Raw genomic sequence first — 23176 nt, forward strand, 5'->3', positions numbered from 1 at the left:
TTTAATTATCGTGTAACAAATCCACCATTTACAAATAAAGTTTGGCCAGTCACCCAGCGTGCCTCTTCAGATGTTAGGAAGTTGATCATTGGCACCACATCTTCTATATTACCAAGTCGTCCCATCACACTTGCAGCACTTAAGTATGCAACTGATTGCGCATTTTCTTCACCGTGGAAGAACGCCGTATCAATAGGGCCAGGAGCAACAGTATTAACGGTAACACCACGACTACCAATCTCCTTTGCTAAGGCGCGGGTAAAATCTTCAAGAGGTGCTTTGGATCCCGCGTAAACGCCGTAGAATCCGGTAAAAGCACTCAATAACGATGTCCCCATATTGATCACTCGACCGTTATCTTGGATATGTTTAGCAGCATGCTTCATGATAAAAAATGGAGCTTTAGCATTTATTCCAAATGAGCGATCAAAATCATCTTCAGTCACATCAATCATTGGCTTTTTAACAACCAGCCCAGCATTATTAATAACAATATCAACTTGCTTGAATGCTGCCAGCGTTTCTTGATAGATTTTTTCTACCGCCGCCTCTTTGGAAAGGTCTCCTTGCACCAATAATGCCCGAACGCCTTGCTCTTTAGCTAAACGCGCCGTTTCCTCTGCATCGCTGGCAGATGATTCTGAATTATAGTGGATCACCACATCAGCACCACGACTGGCTAAAGAAACGACGAATGCGCGTCCCATGTTACGTGCAGCACCTGTTACTAGCGCTACTTTACCTGCTAAGTCTTTATCTATATTAGTATTTGTCATACTTACCTCCTAGTTTATTTAGGGTTATGTCTATGCTAAAGAGATAATATCGACTTGCATTTATATTCTGTAGGGGGCATATTTTCATCAATTAAATGCATATGCTGCAATAAGTGACTTAAACATAAGGTAGGCTATGGAAACTCAAGAGCAACTCTTTATCCGAGTTGTTGAATCGGGTAGCTTAAAAGGTGCCGCTGAACAATTGAATACAGACCCTTCAACAGTTAGCAGAAAAATTGCAGCTTTGGAGAAACACTTAGGTGTTAGACTGCTGCAGCGCTCGACTAGCCGTTCGACTCCAACGGAAGCCGGTATTGAGTACTACCAAGGCTTGAAAAAAATATTAGATGAAAAACACGCCCTCGAAGCTTCAATTTCAAGTCAAAAAGAAAGTCCAAGTGGCACTTTGTGTGTCACCGCCCCCGTTGATTTTGGAGCTCATTTTGTTGTCCCTGTTCTCAAAAAAATGCAACAGATATACCCATCACTCAATGTAGAGCTGATACTAGGCAGCCAATACGAAGATATCTGTTCGAAAGGAATCGATGTTGCCATTAGAATCGGGAAACTGCCAGATTCTAATTTAATTTGTCGAAAGCTAGGTGAAGTTTCACGTGTCCTTGTGGCAAGCAAAAATTACTTAATAGAAAATGGAACGCCGCAAACAGTTAATGACCTTGAATCACATAACTTTATTTTTTACTCAAGAAACCAATCCAGATCTTTGCTAGAGCTTATTAGTGAGGGTCGATGTGAATCTGTAAAAGTGAATGGTAGTTTCACTGTCAATAGCGTCACCGCTGTCAAAAACCTTGTCCTTGAAAGCGTAGGTATCCATCTTGGTCCGCGTTGGTTTTTTCATGAAGAGATTAGAAATGGTGACCTTGAAGTGCTCTTACCGGAATACACCTTGCAGGCTTACCCTCTGCATGCACTTTATAGTTCAGCTTCATATGTTCCAGCAAAGGTAAGGAAATTTATTGACTTAATGGTCAAGCAACACTTTGATTTTAATTAGGCAATCACCAAAACAGGCGCACTTCCCGTGTCAGCAGGTTATTTGAAAGATACTAAATAAATTCACCTACAAACCAACTAGTCGCTTTCAGCAGCGGTGATTGGTTCTGTATTTTTTGGCCTTAGCTACACTTTACCCAACCCATATTGAACACTGAGTTGTTCAAAACCTTTCCCCTTGAGCCTTTTCCCTTTCAACTAGTTTTTGTAAACCCCCCTTACATTTTGATTAAAAAAGCCACACGCTAACAACGGTTAACGTGTGGCTTTTTAGCATCTAACTTTTTTAAAGCGATTATTTATTCAGTAAATTCTTCTCAAAAAACTCGGCCATCATGGTGTGATAGTGCAGGGTAGTGCCTTTGCCTTCTCGTAGGCTGTGTGAACGGTTTGGGTATGAGAAAAACTCAAACTGTTTGTTGTGTTTAACCAGCTCGTCAATTAAGCGTTCTGAGCCTTGGTAATGCACGTTGTCATCGCCAGTGCCGTGAATAAGCAATAGCTTACCGGTTAGGTTTTTCGCAAACGTAATAGGCGAGGTGTTGTCGTAACTTTCAGGGTCGGTATTGGGGTTACCCGCATAACGTTCTTGGTAAATAGTGTCGTACAAGCGAATGTCTGGTACCGGCGCTGAGGCAATCCCCACTTTAAATTTATCACCATGGCGGAACAATAAGTTAAGGGTTGAACTACCGCCACCTGAGTGACCCCACACGCCAACACGTTCGGTGTCTATTACATCCCAGCGTTTTGCCATGGCATCGAGTGCATCGACTTGGTCTTGCACTGTGATAGAGCCAATTTTTTTATAAATCGATTTGCGCCAATCACGGCCTTTGGGTGCGCGTGTGCCACGGTTATCAACCGATGCGACAATAAAACCCTGCTGAGTTAAATAAGACTTATACAAATAGCTGTCGCCTTCAAAACGGTCTTGTACCGTTGAGCCCCATGGTTCGCCATATACATAAAAAACAATGGGATATTTCTTACTGTTATCCATATTGTTAGGGAACATAATGTAGCCATCAAGCTCGGTGCCATCTTGCGCATTTACTTTAAAAAACTCATGTCTTGGTAGGCTTTGCTTAGCGAGCTTTTCTTTCAGTTGGTTATTTTCAACTAAGGTTTTTACATTACTGTGATCGCTCACTTTAATAATTTCTTTAGTTGGCGGGGTGCCAAATTTTGAGTAAGTGTGCATAGCCCATGAAGTATCTTTTGACATGTAATAGCTGTTTGAGCCGGCAAACTCAGTAGGTGTCACGCGCACCGGTTTACTGCTACCATCCAATGACGTGCGGTATAAATAACGCTGACTCGGATCATTGGGCGAGGCGGTAAAATACATCACATTTTTATCTTCATTAAGCGCTAGCATGTCGATAATGTCGTACTCGCCAGGGGTTAAATCAGTAATTGTTTTACCATCACGGGAAACGCGATAAAGATGACGCCAACCGTCACGTTCACTGTGCCAAATAAAAAACGTGCCGTCTTTTGACCAATTGGCTTTATAAAACCACTCAATAAAGGCATCGTCTTTATCTTCTAAAATTTTAGTGAGTTGCTGTTTTTGCCAGTCAAATAACCATAGTTTGTTATGATTTTGTGGGCGATTTAAATCTTGGATCATCAGCGATTCACCCGTACCCGCCCAGCTAATACGCGGAATGTAACGATCACGGTTATCGCCTTCAAGTGCTGCCCAACGGGTTTTCTTATCAGCAAGGCTTACTACACCAACGCGCACGGCTGAGTTAGTTTCACCCGCTTTTGGGTAAGGAAACTCTTTCAGAGTCGGGTACAACTCGTCGGTATTGTTGATCATGGTGAAGTATTTAACATCACGGGTGTCAAGCTGCCAATAGGCAATTGATTGGTTATCTGGGCTCCAACGAAAACCATCTGCAATGCCAAACTCTTCTTCGTAAACCCAATCAAAATTACCATTGACTAAGGTGGTGCTGCCATCGCTAGTTAATGCGCTTACCACATTACTGCCAACCGCTTGCATATAAATATTATTGTCGCGCACATAGGCTATTTTGCTGCTGTCTGGCGAGAACTTCGCAAACATCAGTTTTTTAGGCTCTGGCTGCTCACCACCGAGTTGATAAAGCCGATTGTTGTCTAAATTAAGTAACCAAAAATCACCGCGACTACGTGAGCGCCACACTTGCTCACCATTACTAAACAGCATTAGCCATTTACCATCTTTTGACCACTGATAGCTTTCCACGGTCAGTGGTTCTTTTTGCCCTTCAGGGATCAATTTTTCATAATTTACCAACACTTTTCGGCCAGTGCCATCGGCATTGTAAAACACAATGTCATTGCCTTTTACACCGTGCTCTTCGTCTGCTGTATCTTGGTCTTTATTATTGTTCTTATCGACTTCGCGTTGCTCAAGTACGGTGTAACCTGTGCCATCATCAAGCCACGTAAAATAGCTGCTTCGCTCGGCTTTAAAGTCTTTCTCTTTATAAATTTGCGCAAGACTGAGTGGATTATTAATCGTGCTGCTCCTTGTACTTTGCACTGCATTTTCGCTGCTTGAACATGCTTGTAGGCTCATACCAACAATAGCAGCTAAAGCAAACCCTGATATTTTTATTATATTCATTTTCTATTTCCTAGGAAGGCGATTAACGCATTTAACGCTGTTACTGTAACAAATTAAAACGCTTAATATCAGCACCTTTAACGCAATAAGCAATGCGTTAAACCCAAACTTCATATAGGCCTAAGTCATTTTTAGCGGGTCGTAAATGCCGCGCTCAGGGTGTCAATTAAGGCGCGTACCGTGGCTGATAAGTGTTTACGAGACGGGTAAAGCACATAAATTTTCATCGGGTTCAACGTCCACTCGGGCAATACCTGCTGTAAGCGTCCGTCACTAATAAATGGATCAGCTAAATAGTTTGGTTGCACAGCAATCCCGCCATCATGCACAGCGGCGTACAGTAGGGTGGTGGCCTCGTTAGCGGTGAGCTTGCACTTTACATCAACAGATTGAAACTGCGCCTGCTTACGTAAATGCCACACATGACGGTCAAAATTTTTATAGCCTAAACACTGATGAGTGGTTAATTGTTTTGGCTCAGTGATTGGCGGATAGTCGCTTAAATAACGCGGTGATGCCACCAATATCGAGTCGCAAACAGCAATAGGTTTACCAATTAACGACGGATCAGGATTAGCCGCTATGCGTATCGCAAGATCAATGCGCTGTGCAATAAGATCCGTGGTCGAGTCTTGTAAGTCAATATCAATGTGTACCTTAGGATGGCGCTTCATAAACTCGGTAAACACTTTAACCAACTGCGCATAACCCAGTGACATACTGGTTGCAACCCTAATTTGCCCCGACAGCTCATGTTGATTTTGAGTTTGCAAAACCAAGCTATTCGCTTGCGCTAACCACTGCTCTATTTCTGGCAAACAGGCTGCCCCTGCTGATGTGAGAGTCACTTTGCGGGTAGTACGATGCAGTAATCGGGTATTGAGCCACGCTTCTACTGATTCAATATTGCGCGTAACCATAGGCCGCGACATTTCTAGCCGCTCTGCGGTGGCAGTAAAGCTGCCGGAATAGGCAACATCAACAAATACCCTTGCAGCAGTGAGTTTATCCATAGCATTTGCTCGATTTAAGAAATAATGATGCTAATTATTGGTTGTTTTTCTGAACATATCAAACCTTTATTATGCTCTCATTCACAACCAATCAGAGAAAATAATGAAAACACTTACACTTTTGCTCAGTACACTATTAGCAACTAACATCGCAGTCGCAAAAGATAATCAACTCACCCTTGATGTATACAATGCCGACAGCAACAGCTTTCATGTAAATGCCACGCTTGTTTATGGCGAGCGCGATGCAATATTAGTTGATACTGGTTTTACTAAAGCCGATGCGTTGCGCATTGCCGCTAAAGTAATTGATTCAGGCAAACAGCTAAAAACAATTTTTATTAGCCAAGCTGATCCTGACTACTACTTTGGCGCAGAAGTGCTGCATCAGCTATTTCCTGAAGCAAACATAATTACTACGCCAGCAGTACAAAAAGTCATTGCAGCAAAAAACCAAGATAAAGTGGCATATTGGGCGCCGAAAATGGCGAGTAATGCCCCTCAAACACCGATATTGCCAACCGCCTATAACGGCAACACGTTGCAATTAGAAGGTCATACGATTGAAATTCGCGGCACTAACGGTGAGCAAAGTCACCGTCCTTACTTATGGATACCCGACAACAAGGCTATTTTAGGTAATGTTGCCATTTATGGTGACGTACACTTATGGATGGCAGATGCACAAACAGACGCAGAGCAAACCGCTTGGGCAAAGCAGCTGCAAGAGATGCAGGCGTTGCAACCCGATATAGTGATCCCAGGTCATATGAAGCCAGGCAGCAAACTTGACGCCAGTCATATCAACTTTTCTAGCACTTATTTAAAAGACTTTGCCCAAGCGAAGCAGCAAAGCAATAACAGTAAGATGTTGATAGACAACATGACTCAATCATACCCTGACGCTATATTGCCAATGGCATTATCAATTGGCGCTCAAGTACATACAGGTGAAATGACATGGTAACAATTCATTATTTTTATGATCCCATGTGTGGCTGGTGCTATGGTGCTACACCTTTAATTGCTGCACTCGCTGAGAATAAAGACGTGGCACTGCATTTTCATGCTGGCGGGATGATCGATAATACACTGATAGCAGCTAGTTTTCGTCAGCATATTTTAGCCAGCGATACGCAAATAGCGCAGCTGACAGGTATGCCATTTGCTGCAGCCTATAAGCAACGTATAAAAGCTGAAAAAAACGTTATTTTTGACTCGTACTTGCCAATACAAGCGATTGTTGCGGCAAAAGAGCAAGGCATTACAGAATACACAACACTGAGTGCAATACAGCAATGCCACTATGTAAAAGGTTTGCCGGTTAATGAATTAACAACCCTAGTAACAATAGCTGAGCAGTTGGACGTTGATGTAAAGCAATTTAAAACCGACATATTGGCAAATAAACAACCGACTCTAGCACACATAGCGCATAGTAAAACCATGATGGCGACGTTGGCAGTACAAGGTTTTCCAACACTGTTAATTGAAACAGCAAATGGCTTTGAGCGCTTAGCACATAATGACTTTTATGGTGATGTAAAACAGTGGCAAAGCTATATTAACAGTTACCTTTAATAATATAAAACAACACGCTTAACAGCAAAACTAGGCTAAGCGTGTTTGCTATTATTGCCACAAATACATACTGGCTTGCTTATTAGCAATATTCAATTCAAACACCTCGCTACTTGCTCGCATAGCAGCACCATAACAAACATGCAGCGGTAACAAGTGTTCTTCTCTGGGGTGATTAAAGCGTGCAGCAGGGGCTTGGCTCCACATTAATAGTTGCTGCTCGCGCTGTTGCTCGGTTAATGTTTGATCCGCGACTGTGTTTACCAGCCAATTTTCAAACGCCTGATTTTGCTGATTAACATCGCTTGATTGGGTCGTACCAAAAGCTCGCATATTATGAAATGTAAAGCCTGAGCCAATAATTAAGAGATTATCGTAATCTACACTTTGCAACGCTTTACCCAGTTGAAGATGTAGCAGAGGATCAAGGCTTGGATGCAAGGATATTTGTACACATGGAATATCGGCCTCAGGAAACATGATTTTTAATGGTACAAACATGCCATGATCAAAGCCACGCTGGGTATCAAGGTTTGCAGTAATACCGTTACTTTGTAAGGCCTGCTGCACCTGCTCAGCAAGCTGAGGCTCACCTGCACAAGGGTAAGTTACTTGATACGCCTGCTCAGGAAAGCCGTAGTAATCATAAATCAACTTTGGTGTTGCTGAGGCTGTAATTGTAATAGGGTCTGCTTCAAAGTGAGCGCTGATCATTAAAATAGCACTAGGCTTGCTGATTTTAGCAGCCACAGATTGCAAACAAGTCACCATCTCTTTATGGCTGGGTTCACCTAGCAGCGGTAATGGGCCGCCACCATGAGATAAAAAGAAAACATTTGGTTGTTGCATAATAACCCTTAATTGATCTACGTGGTTATTATAATGCATGCACAAATCGCAATTAACTAGCCACAAAAATGCACAGCTAAAGTGCAAATTCTAAGAAGCGCCAGGACTCATCAACCAAACAGTGATACTTGCAGGGGTAACGCCTTTAATACCTTGGCTTAATTTCTCGCAGCTGAGCATGTTTAATGTGTACTGCTTTGCATAAATACTCTGTACTTCAGCCGCTGGTACACTATAAGGCGTGCCACTGCGCTGCGATTGGTCATACACACAGGTGATCAATAATTGCGGCGCAGCATGACTCAGGGTAATCAAATGTTGGGCGTATTGATTACGAATAGCGAAGGGCTGCGCCACCAATGCGCCGCGATCATAAATTGCATCAATATGATCTAAATGATCCGCTGTTAAAGCAAATACATCCCCTACCCAAATACAGATGCCCTGAGCCTGATACGCGGTAAGTAAACCGTGCTTAGTTATTTTTGGCGTGAGCGCTAATTCAATAAATAATTGCCGAATAGCAAGCTCACTGAGTTCAACACCCACCACGTACATGCCTTTATTAAGCAAATAGTGAATGTCGACTGTTTTGCCACACAAAGGTACAAACACACGGCTATTTATAGGTAAATTTAAGTTAGTAAAATAACGATCTAAGCTTGGGTTTATATTACCGCTATGAAAGCCAATATCGTTACTTTGCCAGCGGTTTAGCCAATATTCTGCATGCATAGCGTCTCCTTAAAACTGTAATAACACAATTGCACTGAGATACAACCCCACGCCAAACACAGCATGAGATAAAATGCTTTTTACGCGTGCAGCCATTGGTGCGGGCGTTTTAGCCGCAGCAATACCAAGCCCAAGGGCAGGCTGCATAACAAAAAAGGGCATAGCAACACTCAGCAGTCCAAACAACAGGGCAGGGGCTAAGCTCGGCGCAGCTAACCAGCTACTTGGCATCAGTAATAAAAATAGCAGGGCAAAAATAACCCCAATTAAATAATGGCTAAACCACCCGATAGCACATTCGTTTTGCTGCGCAGCGGCATTATTAATAGCAAGGTGTTTAAACTGCCCATAGCGCATTAAACTTAACCAGCGACCCACCATACAATAATTTAAAGAACGTATAGCAAATATGCTTAGTAATAATCCCCACACATCAAGTAACGCCGTTGCACCAACTCCCATCACTATCACCGCCCACCAATCAATCGTTGCAAACATCATCTTCTCCTGTGCTGAAAATCTAAGCGCTATGATATAGAATTACAAAAACGTTAAATACAAAGCTTTAATCAAACTTAAATTGCAAAAGTGGAATTATGTTAGATGATATCGTGTTGTTTGTGCACATAGTGCAACAAGGTGGCTTATCTCAAGCGGGGGAATATTTATCTTTGCCTGCGGCAACCGTTACGCGGCGCTTACAGCGTCTGGAGTCACGCCTTGGCGAAAAGTTACTACACCGCTCGGCGCGCCAATGCACACTCACCCAGCAAGGGCAGGTTTACTATCAAAGCTACGCAAGCTTAGTTGAGCAATTTGAACAAACCAGCCATCAACTCAATCAACAAAAAGAGCAACTGAGCGGAAAACTCAAAGTACTTGCGCCACTTAATATTTGTCATGGTTTTTTAAAGCCAATGTGGTTGTCGTTTTGTAAACAATACCCTGATATACAACTGGAGCTGATTTTAAATAACCAGCTTGAAGACATTATTAAAAGCCAAGCCGATTTAGCACTAAGAATAGGCCCACAAGTTGACTCGTTATTACAGCAAAAAAAGCTCGGCCAGGCTGATTCTATTTTAGTAGCAACACCCCATTATTTAGCCAATGCCGCAGCACTCACAGAGCCAAGCGATCTTAAGCAGCATCGTTTAATTGGCACAACACTGAGAAATAAATGGCCATTAAGCAATATAAAAACACGCGCAAGCTATACGCATATGTGCCGCTTTAATAGTATTTATAACGACACAAGCTTTGTAAAATACCAAGTCGCTGATCACCAAGGGGTAGGCTTGTTACCGCGTTTTGAAATTATAAACGAGCTAGATACGGGTGAATTAGTAAGGGTGTTGCCGATGTGGCAAAGCCACAGTCGCGAAATTTATGCTATTTGGCCAAGTGGTCGTTTACTTAGTAAAAAAGCGCTTTGTTTACGCGACTATATGCATGCTTTTATTAAGGAGCAACTACCATACGGTTAAACATTTTTATGCCACTGATATTCCATTTGCTTTGCTGTAAACTCGGCATGTTCAGGGCTTATCAATTCTGCAACTAGCTGCAAACTCATATCAATGCCCGCAGAAATACCGCCAGAGGTAGTAAATTTACCTTGTGACAGCCAACGTTTATTGCCGATCACCGTTAAAGCTGGGAACATATCCGCGAGATCGCTTTGATCTTCCCAGTGTGTCGTCACCGTTAAGCCATCAAGTAAACCCGCTTTGGCCAGTAAAAATGCCCCCGTACACACTGAGGCGACCTTTGTAGCAGATGCTGCTGTTTCTCGTATCCAGTTAATTACATTTGGCTTTTCCAGCTCATGGCTATGCACACCCCCTACAACAATGAGTAAGTCAATCTGAGGATGATCGGCAAAACTGTAATGGGGGTTTACACTAAAGCCGCCACGCGCCATAACCGGCGTATTACTTTCAGCAATCAGGCTCACCTGCCAATCATTATTCGCTAATCGTTTCGCTGTACTAAACACTTCAAAAGGCCCTGAAAAATCCAATACCTCAGCGTCATCATAAATATAAATACCAATGTTCATTCGCTTCCCTCTCAAAAAGTAATTATTTATTTAATATACGTGAGCCAAGATAACAAAGCCAAGTGCAATAAATTAATACAGCAAGCTGTATAAGTTAGCGTATTAATAAGCGAAAGGCTTTTTTACCCCGTTGTATAATCCAGTAGTGATCAAATAAAGCAAAACACTGGCTTAAAGAGTCGCTAGTCACAATATCGCCATTAATTTTAATAGCCCCCTCGGCGAGTAATTGCTTCGCGATGCGTTTTGATTTTGCTAAACCGCAGGTGACCAACAGCGCTGACAACGCCTGCTCATTACCGACCTGATAGCGTTCTAAGCCGTCTAAAGCAAGCTGCTTAATATCGGTAACCGATAATTTTGTAGGCTCACCAGCAAACAATACGTGTGTTATGCGTTGTGCTGTTGCTAATCCTTGTTCACCATGAACAAATTGCGTAACTTGCTCAGCAAGAATTTGCTGTGCTTGCGGTTTGCCAGTTCGAGCGTGATCTTGACGTTCAATATGCGCTATCTGCTCTGTAGATAAAAACGTGTAGTAATTAAGAAAACGATAAACATCTTCATCTGGGGTATTAAGCCAAAACTGATAAAAAGCATAAGGCGACGTTTTAGCGGGATCGAGCCACACTGCACCACCTTCTGTTTTACCAAATTTAGTACCATCGGATTTAGTGATCAATGGCAACGTTAAGCCATACACTGCGCTATGATTAATGCGTCGAGTTAAATCAATGCCACTGACAATATTGCCCCATTGGTCGCTGCCGCCAATTTGTAATTTACACCCAAACTGCTTATTTAACTTAACAAAATCATAAGACTGCAATAAAGCATAGCTAAATTCAGTATAAGAGATCCCTTGCTCGGGACGCTGTAAACGCGACTTGACTGAATCACGATTGAGCATTGCATTAATCGTAAAGTGCTTACCAATATCGCGCAGAAAATCGATAACATTAATGCCTGAAATCCACTCGGTATTATTAACTATTGTCACGTTAGACCCACAATGCGTAGCCAATACACTGTGTATTTGCGTTGCAAGTTGACTCACCCAGTCTGCTACGGTTGCCGAGGTGTTTAAGTGACGCTCTGTTGCTTTAAAGCTAGGATCGCCAATCATGCCCGTCGCACCACCAATTAAGGCGATAATTTGGTGACCCGCATCATTAAAGCGTTTTAGCATCATAAGGGGGACTAAGTGGCCAATGTGCAAACTACCGGCTGTGGGATCAAAACCGCAATATACCGTTTGTGGCTGTTGAAGTAATTCGTTAAGCGCTGAAAAATTTGTGGTTTGTGCAATTAAGCCGCGTTGTTGCAGCTCTGCCATCAGTGTTTTGTTCATAGTAACCTCTACTGTGTGAATAAGTAGAGTAACGAGGCATAGTAACGAAAACGATATCCCTAAAGGGACACATATCAATATTAGTCTGCAACAATTAAGTGACTAAGAAAGAACTGAAATAACTCACTCAATGATGACACATTCAGTTTTTCATAAATTTTTTTACGATGATTTTTTACCGTGCCAATCTCTATCCCCAATTGCCATGAAATCTCTTTAGAATCGAGTCCTTGTACTAATAACGCTGTAATTTGCTGTTCGCGCTTTGTTAGTACCTGGCTGCCAATAGAAGTTAATGCGTGGGCAATTAGTTGACGAACTTCCAGTCGCTCAATAGGAGCATCGGGCAAGCTAAATGGTGCATGTGCCCACTGCTGATGACACAAACTGCTAAGCAACTCAAACCCTGCCGTTAACCCATTAATGTCGTTTGCAGTAAAATGTGGTGTTTGTGTACGGCCAATATAAACCGCCACCCAGCGGCTCTGATCCAGTTTGACAGACAAACACAACTCATCGTGCCACGCCGTGTGTGCGTAAAACTCTCGCTGGTAGCTTTTATAATCAGCTAACGAGCCAGACACCTCTTTAAGAGTATAAACGCCTCCTGCGGATGCCTGCTATATCGCTAGATAAAATGGGTCGTGCAAAAATGCATCGGTTAAGTAACGCTGGAACAGTAGTTCACGTGATTGATTAATCGAATCATAAAGATAAATAGGCCGTTTCGCCTCTTTGTAACCAACGATCACCGCTTCATCAAAAGCCACTATATGTTGTAATAAAGCGCAAAAATGATGGCTAAATATTGCAATGCTGCAACAGCCTTGGCTATCGCTGCATAGTGATTTTGCGTTATGTTTACGCTCATTTTTGATAAAAGCCTGTAAGGTATAGCTAAAAGGCAAAAGCAGGTTTAAACACTGCCAGCAGACTCCACCACTAAAATACGTGCTTCGCCAATAGGGTGGGCGACATGCTCTGTACCGACCGAGGCATAAAATATATCACCGCTTTGCAATAACGCAGAATGGGTAACATCTGCAACTTTGTAAAACATATCAACTTCACCATCGAGTACCACAAACACTTCTTCGCCATCATTGATATGCCATTTATACGGCTGATCAGTCCAGTGTAAGCGGGTAGTAATACCGTTCATCGTTGCGATGTCTTTTGCTCCCCACGCCTTTGCTGCGGTAAATTGTTTAGCACGGATAATCTCCATTTATTTTCCTTATTCATCTAACTCTAATTGTGCCCGCTCTAGGGTTTCTGCGGGTAATTCTTTTTGTACCGACACCCCTAATTCTTTAAACTCAGAGGCTTGTTTAATCAAGTTACCTTTACCTCGATATAACTGCGAAAACGCTTTATCGTAACTTTCTTTGGCTTTATCGAGTTGCTTACCAACGCCTTCCATACTGGTTAAAAAGCCGTTGAGTTTACTGTAAAAGCGCTCGGCACGGCTCGCCAGCTCTTTCGAGTATTTCGTTTGCTCTTCAAAACGCCATAACTGTTTAACAATATTTAAGCTGGTTAATAAGGTAGTGGGAGTGGCCACCAAAATATTTTTTTCGATTGCTTGCTGGTAAATATCGCTTTGGTATTTAAGTGCTTCAACAAAGGCTGATTCTATCGGTACAAACATCACAACCACTTCAGGAGAATTAAGCCCAGGTAAGCGATCGTAAGATTTACTCGCCAGCTCATTAATACGCGCTTTAACCGCCTCAACATGCTCTTTAATTGCCTGTTGTGCTTCGAGCTCGTTGTCGGCATTAACGTAGCGTGTATAAGCGTTTAGCGAGGTTTTCGCATCAATCACTAAGTGCCGACCTTGTGGCAAATACACCACCACATCGGGGCGCAAGCGACCATCTTCGGTATTAAACGACACCTCGCGCTTATAATCAGTACCGGCACGCAATCCTGCGCTGTCTAACACGTTTTCGAGCATTAACTCGCCCCAATTACCTTGGGTTTTCTTTTGTCCTTGCAGTGCGTTACTGAGCTTGTCGGCTTGTTCGGTGATGGCTTGGCTTTTCGCTTGTAAATGCAGCAGCTCGGTTTTTAACGCCGCACGTTGTTTTAAGTCTTCAACATGGATTGATTCCATTTTATCGCGAAAACCTTTTAGCTCGCCCTGTACTGGTTTTAATAACTGTTCAATACTTTCTTGGTTAAGCACTTTAAAACGTTGTGATTTTTCTTCGAGGATTTGATTAGCTAAATTTTCGAACTCTTTTTTAAGCTGTTCTTTGCTTTCTTTAATATGATTAAGCTGTTCTTTAAAATGCAGCTCTTTTTGCTCAAGCGTATTACGTTGGGTGCTAAGCTCTACATCTCGTTGATTTAACTCGTTGCGTAGTTGCGCCAGCTCAGCGTCAGCCTGTTGCCAAAATTGCTTATACTGTTGGCTATGCTTTTCTTGCTCAACAAAACGGGTTTTAAAATGCTGGGTTGCGTCGCGTTGCTCTTGGTAACTTTGCACTAGTAAGTCGTGCTCATCAAGCAGTGAAATATGCTGTTGTTGTTTCTCAGCTAGTTGCGCTTGCAACAGCGTTTGTTGTTGTTCTAGCTCATTTAATTGCCGAGTCAGGCGTGCACGTGTTTGGCTAAAAGCAATTCCTAATAATGTCCCGCCTACTAAAAATCCGATACCAACATTGAGCCAATCGATATTGGTAAGTAACTGTATAGACATAAATAAAACTCAATAACAAAAAGACAACTTATCATAGCGAATATAAAACCCCCTAGATAGCTGTTTTTATTATCACGAATACTAAAAAAATATTACATCGCATTACAAATCACTTGGACAAACTCGTTTTCTAGAAAGTTTTCTTCTACACTGAAATGCAATGATTAAGAATGATTAAAAATAACGACTCCTCAACACAAGGAATGATCACATGAACGATATAAAAACACCCGATATTGAAGTGCAATGCCAAGCTGACAACTACTTTTCAGTTAAAACACTTACCGTTTTGCCGCATACGCATGAAAGCTGGCTGACGTTTTTTAATGGTGAAGCAACACCAACAGACTCACTCAGTGTGTATTTCAACAATGCGAGTGAAAGCCACTCTACAAGTATTGAGAAAAAACAGTTCCTAGAACTTATCATAAATATTGATCCTTCCGTTGCTGCTGACTGGGAGTTTTACGGCAATGGGGTGGAGTATTGCGGTGCCGATAGCAACTGCCAATATAATATCTCAACACTCATCATGGATGACGACACTTTAGTGTTAAGAATAACCCAAGTTGCGCCAACCTATGAATTTTTAGGCGTCGATAAAGATAACCTTGATCAGGTAATTGAGGTAACAGAAGGTCAAGAAACTGAGTATTTACCTATCTCATTTAGGTATACAGCTAAGCATTTACCTTCTGGCAAAATTTATATGTCACAAGATCCTAAAATCGTGGTTCGTAGACCCGGCACCCTTTAATTTAAAACGCTACGGCAGCTAAAAGAAGGGTCATATTGTTGCATTAACGCAATAAACTCTTCTTTTTGGCACCAAGGTGAGAACCAAGGTAATTGAAACCACATTGGGTGGTAGCCTATGGTGAGCGATTTTTCTATATACATTAGTGCTGACTGATACTCACCAATCACACTATAAACAAGTGCCGCGGTAAATACGTACTCGTAATGATCGGCGGCAATGCTTATTGCTTTATTAAGGGCTTGTAGTGCCAGTTTTGCTTGGCCTAACTGGCTATAAGCTTGAGCTGCTTCCAAATGACTACCAAGGGTCTGCTGTGTTTGTGTCAGTTCAACCACTTTTAGATAGTTAATAGGGTAGGATTCACTGAGTCCAAGGGATTTTTCAATATCCGCTAAGTTGAGCCGAAAACTAACATGCTCAGGGTTCATATCAACCGCTTGTTGGGCAACAATTAAAGCTTGCTCGAACTCTCCTTGCAAAGAATAGGCAATACTTAAATTACTTAAATCGATGCTATCAGCTTTAATCTCTATAACTTGCTTATATCGTTTTATTGCAACCGTTAAATCGCCTTCAGTTAGGGCTATATCTGCCAGCAATTGATTCGCCATATAATTTTGCGGACTGACACTAATTACCTCGTTAAGCAATTGCTTGGCTTCAACTATTTTCCCTTGCCACCATAATACTTGCGCTAAATTTTGCTTGATTCTTGGGTTTGCACGTATTTTTAACGCTAACTCAAAAGCCTGTTGTGCCTCTGGTAACTGGTTTTGCTGTAAATATAATAAGCCTTGAAGCTCATAAAGCATTAATGTGTTTGCACCCACAAGCTCTGCTTTAGTTAAATAATGTTTTGCAGACTCCCAATCTTGTTCTGCAACGGCTATAAGCATGGCGCTTTTTACAAATGCAGGAGTATTTTGATAAGCCATAGGTGCATTAAACAATAACTTTCTGGCAATATCTAAATACTCTGATTGCTGTGATTGCTGATACAAACTAAGTGCGACTTCACGTAGTAATTCATAGTTAGTATATAACTGCGGGGTTTGCTCAATAGCTCCACTAATACGACCAAATAATTGCTCAGTATGATTACCGACTTGCTGCACCTTTTGATAAAGCTCAATATGTTCTATTTGTACTTCATCACTCAACTCCGACATTGCAATATATTTACTATCAAAATCAGGGAAAAGTGCAGTTAGCTGCTGACTGCTCGTATGATACATTTGACTATAATTATCAATAATAATAGGCCATTGTTTACGCGCTTTAACCGACCACTTTGGTGCCTCTAAACGTACTAACGTTAAATAGCATTGCGGTTGCATGCAATTAAGCTCTGCTGTTACGACTTCTTGTATACCGGTTGCTTGATTTAACTTAGTTAACTTCTCAATAAATGTGAGCTCGGTGCTGGCTCCTTGCTCTATGATTTCTATTTCATCCTGTGAAATAAGATTTAACCGCTTACTATTGATAATACCTTGCCTGATCGCATCATCAATTGTCGCTTTAAGCATGCCGGTATCTACAGATAAAAGCCCTGCTGATTTAACAACTGGCGGCAAAAACGCCACATAATGCTCATTGGCTTGGTGTACTTTAAATTGATATATTAAACCGCCAGCAACCAATGCAACCCCCGTTAACAGTGCAAAAAATAACGTTTTTTTAGCGCTTCTTTGTGGTTGTACAAGTTGTTCGATTGGCAGCGTTGCTTGTGCCAAAATTTCTTGTTGGGTTATCGCGATTATCACGTTTTGCAGCTTACGCGCAGTCGTGGCAGCATCAACTGGACGACGCTCCTTTTTGCGTTGTAATAACTGATTAAGTAAATCACATAACTCATCAGGTAACTTAGGCGTGATCTCGTATGCATCAATAGCTTTAGTGTTGGTGATGTTATGCGCGATTGCTTGCGCTGAACCATTGCCAAACGGATGACGGCCACTGATAAATTGAAAAGCAAGCATACCAAAAGAGAATAGATCACTGCGAAAGTCTAGTGGCTGTTTATTTAACTGCTCCGGAGACATCGCACTGGCACTGCCAAAGCTAGGTATCTCAACTTGCTCGTTGGAAGGATTATTCTGTAATGTCGCTATGCCAAAGTCAGTAATTTTTAGCTTGTGCTTATCGATTAAGATATTTGCAGGTTTTAGATCGCAATGCATCACCCCCTCTGCATGGGCGTGCACTATGCCATCACATAATTGGGCCAAAAGAGTTAATTTTTCAGATAGGGTGGTAATATGTTGATGCTGAAACTGTTGTAAGGTTTTACCTTTTAAGTATTCCATGACGATACAAATTTGCTTGTCGTACAACAACACATCATGAATTTGCACAATATTAGGGTGATTAAGCCGAGCAAGTAACTGAGCTTCAACTAAAGGATCGCTAAACGGCGCTGCAGACTCAGTTAACTTTAAAAACTTGATAGCCACATAGCGCTTTAAACGAATATCTTCTGCTAAATAAACACATCCCATCCCTCCTTGGCTAAGTAACTTTATTAATTTGTAGTTGGTTGTTACTTTATTAAATTGTAATACTATTTTTTCTTGTTCTAGCGACATCCGAGGTACTCTCTAATTCACACCCTTTATAGATCATAAAGGATGCGCCAGCAAAACGCACTTTTCGCAGTTGCCTTTCAATTATATTTTCAGCGTCATGAACATTAGTCAAAACCTCTGAAAATTGCTTTCTAGCGCGATGGATTTGAATATTTAAATAGCGCATATCAACGCCTAAATCTTTCACTAATTGTTCGGTATTGACCCAACCTTGATTTGCCGGTAGCACGCCTTTTTTAGCATCCGCAGCACGATATCTGGCCAAATTTAAGGTCAGATAATGATGACAGCGAACATGTAAATCAACGTCTTTATTATGATGATGGATTTTTAGTTCTGACGTTTCTTCATCTAAGCTTAAATTAAAAATGAAATCTAACTCATGAATATAAAGCTGCGGCACACTGCTCACCTGGGTGTCTAGTTCCAAATGGCTTGAAATAAAAACCCATTGCTCATTAGCAAAACTAATAACACTGTTATCTTGTAGCATTTCACGCGTGTTAAATTCATCATCATGTAATGATTCAAGATACCATTGGCCGCTGTTTGGCTGATAAATAATGGCCCATTCAGGCTGTTCAGCAGGTAACAAATGATAATTGTTAAGTACGATGGTTTCTGTGGTTTTATTTTGCTGGGCGTCGAGTTTGACCAGTTGATCAACTGGCGCACTTAAGTCCTTAACTACATAAGTAACTTGAGAGTTACCAGCAAAATAAATTTTATCACCAATGTGTAATTCTTCCGCGCTATCTTTTTGTAACCGCTTATGATTTAGCCAGGTACCATTGAGGCTTAAATCCCTGATGTACCATTTACCATTTAACCACTCAATAATGGTGTGGATTTTAGATACACTCAAGTCATTGACTAAAGTATCAACCGAGTATTGAAAACGGCCAAAGCTATGGTGCGCATATAAAAAGCAACATTCATTCGAATCTTTATTTAATAAATAAGCCATTTTAATACCCTGCAATAATTAGGTATGCGTCTAATCGTTGATATTACAATGATTTTATAACAATAGACACAAACAAAAGAAAATAAACACAAAAATTTAACATTTATTTTGTGAAACCACCAAATAGTAAATTATTACTACTGGTAACAGTATTTTAGCGACAATATGATGAAATAAATATTACGTGTGATTACATAAACTGAACTCTGGTTAAGAGATTTACTATCCGGAGTTCAGGTTACAGCAGGCATAAAAAAAGCCAGCTCAAGGTGAGCTGGCTCAATCATTACTAAATATAGTAACCAAATGGGAAATCAACATGATGCCTGTGCAAACTGCAATTTAACAACAAGCATAATAGTAGACGTGGGTAATTAAATTTAGTTCAAAAATAATTTCAAAATTTTGAATTTTCCGCAGCCATAAAAAAAGCCAGCTCAAAATGGGCTGGCTCAATCATTACTAAATATAGTAACCAAATAGGGAAATCAACATGATGCCTGTGCAAACTGCAATTTAACCACAAGCATAATAGTAGACGTGGGCAATTAAATTTAGTTCAAAAATAATTTCAAAAATTTTGACATTTACGCAGCCATAAAAAAAGCCAGCTCAAGGTGAGCTGGCTCAATCATTACTAAATATAGTAACCAAATGGGAAATCAACATGATGCTGTCGTAAACTGCAATTTAACCACAAGCATATTAATAGACTGAGTTAATCAAATTTAGTTCAGAAAAAAAGACACTTTTTTACAGATAATTCTAACTTTTAATTAAAGACAGCATTTGCTCTTCATCAAACTTAGTGAAACTCATTGATTTTTCAGTAAATAATGCATCAACAAGGGCTTGTTTATGTTGCTGCATTTTAAATACTTTTTGCTCGATTGAATTAGCCATAATTAATTTATACACAAAAACAGGGTTGGTTTGGCCAATTCGATAAGCACGATCTGTCGCCTGCTTTTCAACAGCTGGGTTCCACCATGGGTCAAAATGGATCACGGTATCAGCTTGGGTTAGGTTAAGCCCTGTGCCGCCAGCTTTTAAGCTGATCAAAAACACCGAGGTTTGGCCACTGGTAAATTCAGCAATCACTTTATCGCGATGCCTTGTTTGCCCAGTTAACAAGCTGTAATTGATGCCAAGTGCAGTTAATTGTTCAGCAATAATATCAAGGGCAGAGGTAAACTGACTAAAAATAATGATATTACGATCTTCATCTAACATCACCGGCAAATGCGTACTTAACCAATCAAGCTTAGCACTTCTGGCCGCGGTGCTTTCATCAATTAGGCGCGGGTGGCAACATATTTGCCGTAATTTCAGTAGTGCTTCTAAAAACACCAGTTTGCTTTTTTGCGCGCCTTGCGAGGCAAACAGATCAACCATTTTCTCTTCAAGTGAATGAGTAATGCTTTGATAAAGCTCTTTTTGCTCAGCTTCAAATTCAAACTCTTTGATCAACTCTGTTTTGGGCGGCAGCTCCTGGGCAACTTCGGCTTTAGTGCGGCGCAGAATAAAAGGTAGAATTAATGACTTAAGTTCATTGGCACGGTCAACATCAGCATCGCGTTCAATCGGGGTTTGAAAATGTTCTTTAAAATGAGTTTGCGAACCAAGTAACGAGGGCATAGCAAAATCGAGTAATGATTTTAACTCAAACAAGTTATTTTCAATTGGCGTGCCGCTTAAACAAAGGTTAAATTGTGCGTTCAAGCGTTTCACCAAACGGGTTACTTGCGCACTGTCGTTTTTAATATATTGCGCTTCATCAAGAATAATATTTTCAAAATATAACGGCGCATAATAAGCAATATCACGCTTTAATAATGGGTAGGTAGTCAAAATACAATCAGCCTGAGCTAGCTGCTGTAATTGTTCTACACGGGCAGATCCAAAAACAGTGGTCACTTTAATGCTGCTGGCAAATTTACTCATTTCATTTTGCCAATTACTAACAAGACTGGTTGGGCACACAATCAAGGTAGGGCCAGCTTGCACGCGCTGTCGCGCATTTGCTAAAAAAGCAATCACTTGCAGGGTTTTACCTAAGCCCATATCATCGGCCAAAATTCCACCAAGCTGATGGCGCTTTAAAAACTGCAACCACTGCACGCCTTGTTGTTGATATTCACGTAATTGCACATCATCATTTAAGCCATGTAACTGCGTACTCTCAACTCTGGTAGCGTTGTTTAGCTCTGCAAGGTAAGACTCCAAGTTGTCATCCACTAACGTAACTTCTAAGCTGCTGTAAGCAATTAAATGCACTAAAAAGGACAGTGGCATTAATAATTCGTCGCGAGTTTTCACAAGTTCAAAACGTTGCTTAAAATCAGCTAATGCATTAAACGCAGCTTTGCTAATAACAGCAAACTTTTTACCATTAGCATAATAGTAAAAGTGCTCGCTTTGGCGATTTAACGATTCAAATTCAGGGTTATCATTGGCTAGTACAATTGCCGCCTTAACTCCTGGGATCAGTATTTTACTAACAATTTGATGGCCTTTACCGCGCTTAACCTCCAAATTGACATTGCTGATCGCTTTTTTAACCACTAGTTTTTTGTCTGCTATTTTCCAACCACGCTGTTTAAGGCTAGGAATAACTTCATATTTAAACCAATGCTGATGAATAAATGATTGTTTATTAAAAATAAATTCATTTTGTAAAGCCCCTTTACATAGCACAAAGCCTAAATTAGTAAGCTCAGTGATCACCGTATTCTCAAGCGAAGTATTCAGCAAATGTGCGGGAGCGGCATTGGGAGAATAATGCTGCCCTTGATAATTGAATTTAAGTGTCAGTTGTAAATCATTATTACTATTACTTACTTCAGCAACAGCTGATGCATCCGCGACTCGCTTTATTCTTTTTCGCTCTGATTGTTGATAATGAGGGATCACCCCATCGCCAAAATTAGCAGCTAGTTGTTTGTATACACGGTCAAAATTGGCGGTATGAATTGCAGGGATAGCACGTATATGTGCAACTTCTTCACCGCTCAATGGCGTACGTAAACGGCCGATCCGTAATTGTTCAGTATCAAGGTAAGTGGGTGGTGTGGTTTTCAGTAATAACCAAGATTCTCTACTACTTATGCTCACATTTAATTGCGTGAGGTCATTTTTGTGCGACCAAGAAAAACGGAGGTCCTCTGCGCTATCTGCTTTAATCGCCTGACGTGAACGACCAAAGAACAAACGTTGAGAACTAAGCAACTGTTGTAATGCATTAAAACCCCATTGCCCTTTGAGCTCAAGGTTACCCAGCGCATTTTGCGAACGTATCCAACTATATAAACGAAAATCAGATTCGAGCAAATCCGCAGGAGTAACAAAGCTGTTGAGCTGCTGATCCGTTAAATTGCGGCCAAGGGTATAATTATGTTCAGTAGAAAAAGCGGCAATTTTAGGCGTTAAAATAACTCGTGAATTTTCCACATCTAATACAAACAACAAAACATTTTTTGCCGGTTGGGTTTGGGTTTGTTTAAGTGTTGTAAGCTCTTCAAACCAGTCATTCATTATATAATCTTGACCATAATCACCCGAGTGATCTATTTTTAGCTTCAACAACACAGCGGCTAAATGGCGACAATTAGCTTTCGCATCACACGAGCAGTGGCGATCAACTGCAAAACCATTTGCTAATTTTCTAATCTCTATATGCTGCGAAAATGTTGTGCCTTGATTACCGAACATCGATGCATCAATCACTGAAAAATCATCATTATATTCTAACCAATTAATTTGTCCATTTGCGACATACTCTTTTGCTTTACTGAGCACATGCGGTTTAAACAGTTGCTTAATAAACCGTTCAGATAAAGGGAATTGAGTCGCTTGTTCTTGTTTTATCTCTTCAAAAATAGCGAGTAAATCATTCTTAGATAAGTTAGTAGCAGACATATTGCTCAAGGCAGTAAAAATCAAAAATAATTTTACCAGTATATGATTTATCAGCGCTGAGCTAAAGCATTAAAATGCTTAATCGGACTGGTTGGAGCTGCTAAAAAGCCTCACTTACAAGTAACTAAAGGCGCTAGCAACAGATAGTGGAGTTGGTAAAAAATCGGTTTATAGCAAAAAACAGTGCACACTATCATTTAATGAACAGCAAGCACACAAGATA

20 protein-coding genes are annotated in these 23176 nt (G+C 41.0%); 5 read left to right on the forward strand and 15 right to left on the reverse strand.

The features are described from left to right. Positions 1-5: 5 nt before the first annotated feature. Positions 6-776 (reverse strand): SDR family oxidoreductase, encoded by a 771-nt coding sequence (locus ACMVDV_RS19190; RefSeq protein WP_416159265.1) that lies wholly within the window; start codon positions 774-776, stop codon positions 6-8. Between the two features lie 136 nt (positions 777-912). On the opposite strand from ACMVDV_RS19190, the gene ACMVDV_RS19195 reads away from it, so the two are divergent. Further along, positions 913-1797, forward strand: coding sequence for a LysR family transcriptional regulator (locus tag ACMVDV_RS19195; protein ID WP_404343313.1), 885 nt, complete (start codon positions 913-915; stop codon positions 1795-1797). Between the two features lie 294 nt (positions 1798-2091). Here the strand turns inward: ACMVDV_RS19195 and ACMVDV_RS19200 are convergent, their stop codons facing one another. Beyond that, positions 2092-4422, reverse strand: a complete 2331-nt coding sequence (locus ACMVDV_RS19200; protein WP_416159266.1) for a S9 family peptidase — start codon at positions 4420-4422, stop codon at positions 2092-2094. 131 nt (positions 4423-4553) lie between these two features. Then, complete coding sequence (locus ACMVDV_RS19205; protein ID WP_416159267.1) at positions 4554-5435, reverse strand: LysR family transcriptional regulator; 882 nt, start codon at positions 5433-5435, stop codon at positions 4554-4556. 103 nt (positions 5436-5538) lie between these two features. Between ACMVDV_RS19205 and ACMVDV_RS19210 the strand changes: the two genes are divergently transcribed. Both ACMVDV_RS19210 and ACMVDV_RS19215 read left to right on the forward strand, forming a co-directional pair. After that, complete coding sequence (locus ACMVDV_RS19210; RefSeq protein WP_416159268.1) at positions 5539-6402, forward strand: MBL fold metallo-hydrolase; 864 nt, start codon at positions 5539-5541, stop codon at positions 6400-6402. Continuing rightward, positions 6396-7016, forward strand: coding sequence for a DsbA family protein (locus ACMVDV_RS19215; protein ID WP_416159269.1), 621 nt, complete (start codon positions 6396-6398; stop codon positions 7014-7016). Before ACMVDV_RS19210 ends, ACMVDV_RS19215 begins: the two co-directional genes overlap by 7 nt. A 51-nt stretch (positions 7017-7067) precedes the next feature. On the opposite strand, the gene ACMVDV_RS19220 is transcribed toward ACMVDV_RS19215, so the two are convergent. From ACMVDV_RS19220 to ACMVDV_RS19230, 3 genes are all read right to left on the reverse strand, one after another. Next, the gene (locus ACMVDV_RS19220; RefSeq protein ID WP_416159270.1) at positions 7068-7865 is read right to left on the reverse strand and encodes a DODA-type extradiol aromatic ring-opening family dioxygenase; all 798 of its coding nucleotides are present in this window, start codon (positions 7863-7865) and stop codon (positions 7068-7070) included. A 90-nt stretch (positions 7866-7955) separates the two neighbouring features. Continuing rightward, positions 7956-8600 (reverse strand): thiopurine S-methyltransferase, encoded by a 645-nt coding sequence (tmpT, locus tag ACMVDV_RS19225; protein WP_416159271.1) that lies wholly within the window; start codon positions 8598-8600, stop codon positions 7956-7958. A 9-nt stretch (positions 8601-8609) separates the two neighbouring features. After that, a complete protein-coding gene (locus ACMVDV_RS19230; protein ID WP_416159272.1) occupies positions 8610-9101 on the reverse strand; it encodes a DUF2938 domain-containing protein in 492 nt (163 codons plus the stop codon). Positions 9102-9196: 95 nt separating this feature from the next. Here ACMVDV_RS19230 and ACMVDV_RS19235 point away from each other — a divergent pair, with 95 nt between their 5' ends. Continuing rightward, positions 9197-10087, forward strand: coding sequence for a LysR family transcriptional regulator (locus ACMVDV_RS19235; RefSeq protein ID WP_416159273.1), 891 nt, complete (start codon positions 9197-9199; stop codon positions 10085-10087). Here the strand turns inward: ACMVDV_RS19235 and ACMVDV_RS19240 are convergent. The 6 genes from ACMVDV_RS19240 to rmuC form a co-directional block, all read right to left on the reverse strand. Next, positions 10084-10662: a DJ-1/PfpI family protein gene (locus ACMVDV_RS19240; protein WP_416159274.1), complete on the reverse strand. Its 579-nt coding sequence runs from the start codon at positions 10660-10662 to the stop codon at positions 10084-10086. The genes ACMVDV_RS19235 and ACMVDV_RS19240 overlap by 4 nt on opposite strands. A gap of 94 nt (positions 10663-10756) precedes the next feature. Beyond that, positions 10757-12013, reverse strand: coding sequence for a tyrosine--tRNA ligase (gene tyrS, locus ACMVDV_RS19245; RefSeq protein WP_416159275.1), 1257 nt, complete (start codon positions 12011-12013; stop codon positions 10757-10759). Positions 12014-12093: 80 nt separating this feature from the next. Then, positions 12094-12519 (reverse strand): response regulator transcription factor, encoded by a 426-nt coding sequence (locus tag ACMVDV_RS19250; RefSeq protein WP_416159276.1) that lies wholly within the window; start codon positions 12517-12519, stop codon positions 12094-12096. Between the two features lie 114 nt (positions 12520-12633). Further along, positions 12634-12921 (reverse strand): hypothetical protein, encoded by a 288-nt coding sequence (locus ACMVDV_RS19255; RefSeq protein WP_416159277.1) that lies wholly within the window; start codon positions 12919-12921, stop codon positions 12634-12636. Positions 12922-12929: 8 nt separating this feature from the next. Beyond that, positions 12930-13241 carry a cupin gene (locus ACMVDV_RS19260; RefSeq protein ID WP_304181110.1) on the reverse strand — a complete coding sequence of 104 codons (312 nt, stop codon included), beginning with the start codon at positions 13239-13241 and terminating at the stop codon, positions 12930-12932. A 9-nt stretch (positions 13242-13250) separates the two neighbouring features. Beyond that, positions 13251-14720 carry a DNA recombination protein RmuC gene (gene rmuC / locus ACMVDV_RS19265; protein ID WP_304181111.1) on the reverse strand — a complete coding sequence of 490 codons (1470 nt, stop codon included), beginning with the start codon at positions 14718-14720 and terminating at the stop codon, positions 13251-13253. A 211-nt stretch (positions 14721-14931) separates the two neighbouring features. Here rmuC and ACMVDV_RS19270 point away from each other — a divergent pair, with 211 nt between their 5' ends. Next, the gene (locus ACMVDV_RS19270; RefSeq protein WP_416159278.1) at positions 14932-15477 is read left to right on the forward strand and encodes a hypothetical protein; all 546 of its coding nucleotides are present in this window, start codon (positions 14932-14934) and stop codon (positions 15475-15477) included. Here ACMVDV_RS19270 and ACMVDV_RS19275 read toward each other — a convergent pair. The 3 genes from ACMVDV_RS19275 to ACMVDV_RS19285 all read right to left on the reverse strand — a co-directional run bounded on the left by ACMVDV_RS19275 (position 15474) and on the right by ACMVDV_RS19285 (position 22953). After that, positions 15474-18068: a protein kinase domain-containing protein gene (locus ACMVDV_RS19275; RefSeq protein ID WP_416159279.1), complete on the reverse strand. Its 2595-nt coding sequence runs from the start codon at positions 18066-18068 to the stop codon at positions 15474-15476. The two genes, ACMVDV_RS19270 and ACMVDV_RS19275, sit on opposite strands and share 4 nt — an antisense overlap. After that, the gene (locus ACMVDV_RS19280) at positions 18031-19035 is read right to left on the reverse strand and encodes an FHA domain-containing protein (RefSeq protein WP_416159280.1); all 1005 of its coding nucleotides are present in this window, start codon (positions 19033-19035) and stop codon (positions 18031-18033) included. The genes ACMVDV_RS19275 and ACMVDV_RS19280 overlap by 38 nt, the downstream gene beginning before the upstream one ends. Positions 19036-19800: 765 nt before the next feature. Further along, on the reverse strand, positions 19801-22953 hold the full coding sequence (locus ACMVDV_RS19285; RefSeq protein ID WP_416159281.1) for an SNF2-related protein: 3153 nt from the start codon (positions 22951-22953) through the stop codon (positions 19801-19803). Between the last annotated feature and the right edge of the window lie 223 nt (positions 22954-23176).

It is taken from the genome of Pseudoalteromonas sp. ASV78 (assembly GCF_047806705.1).
Lineage (GTDB): Bacteria > Pseudomonadota > Gammaproteobacteria > Enterobacterales > Alteromonadaceae > Pseudoalteromonas > Pseudoalteromonas prydzensis_A.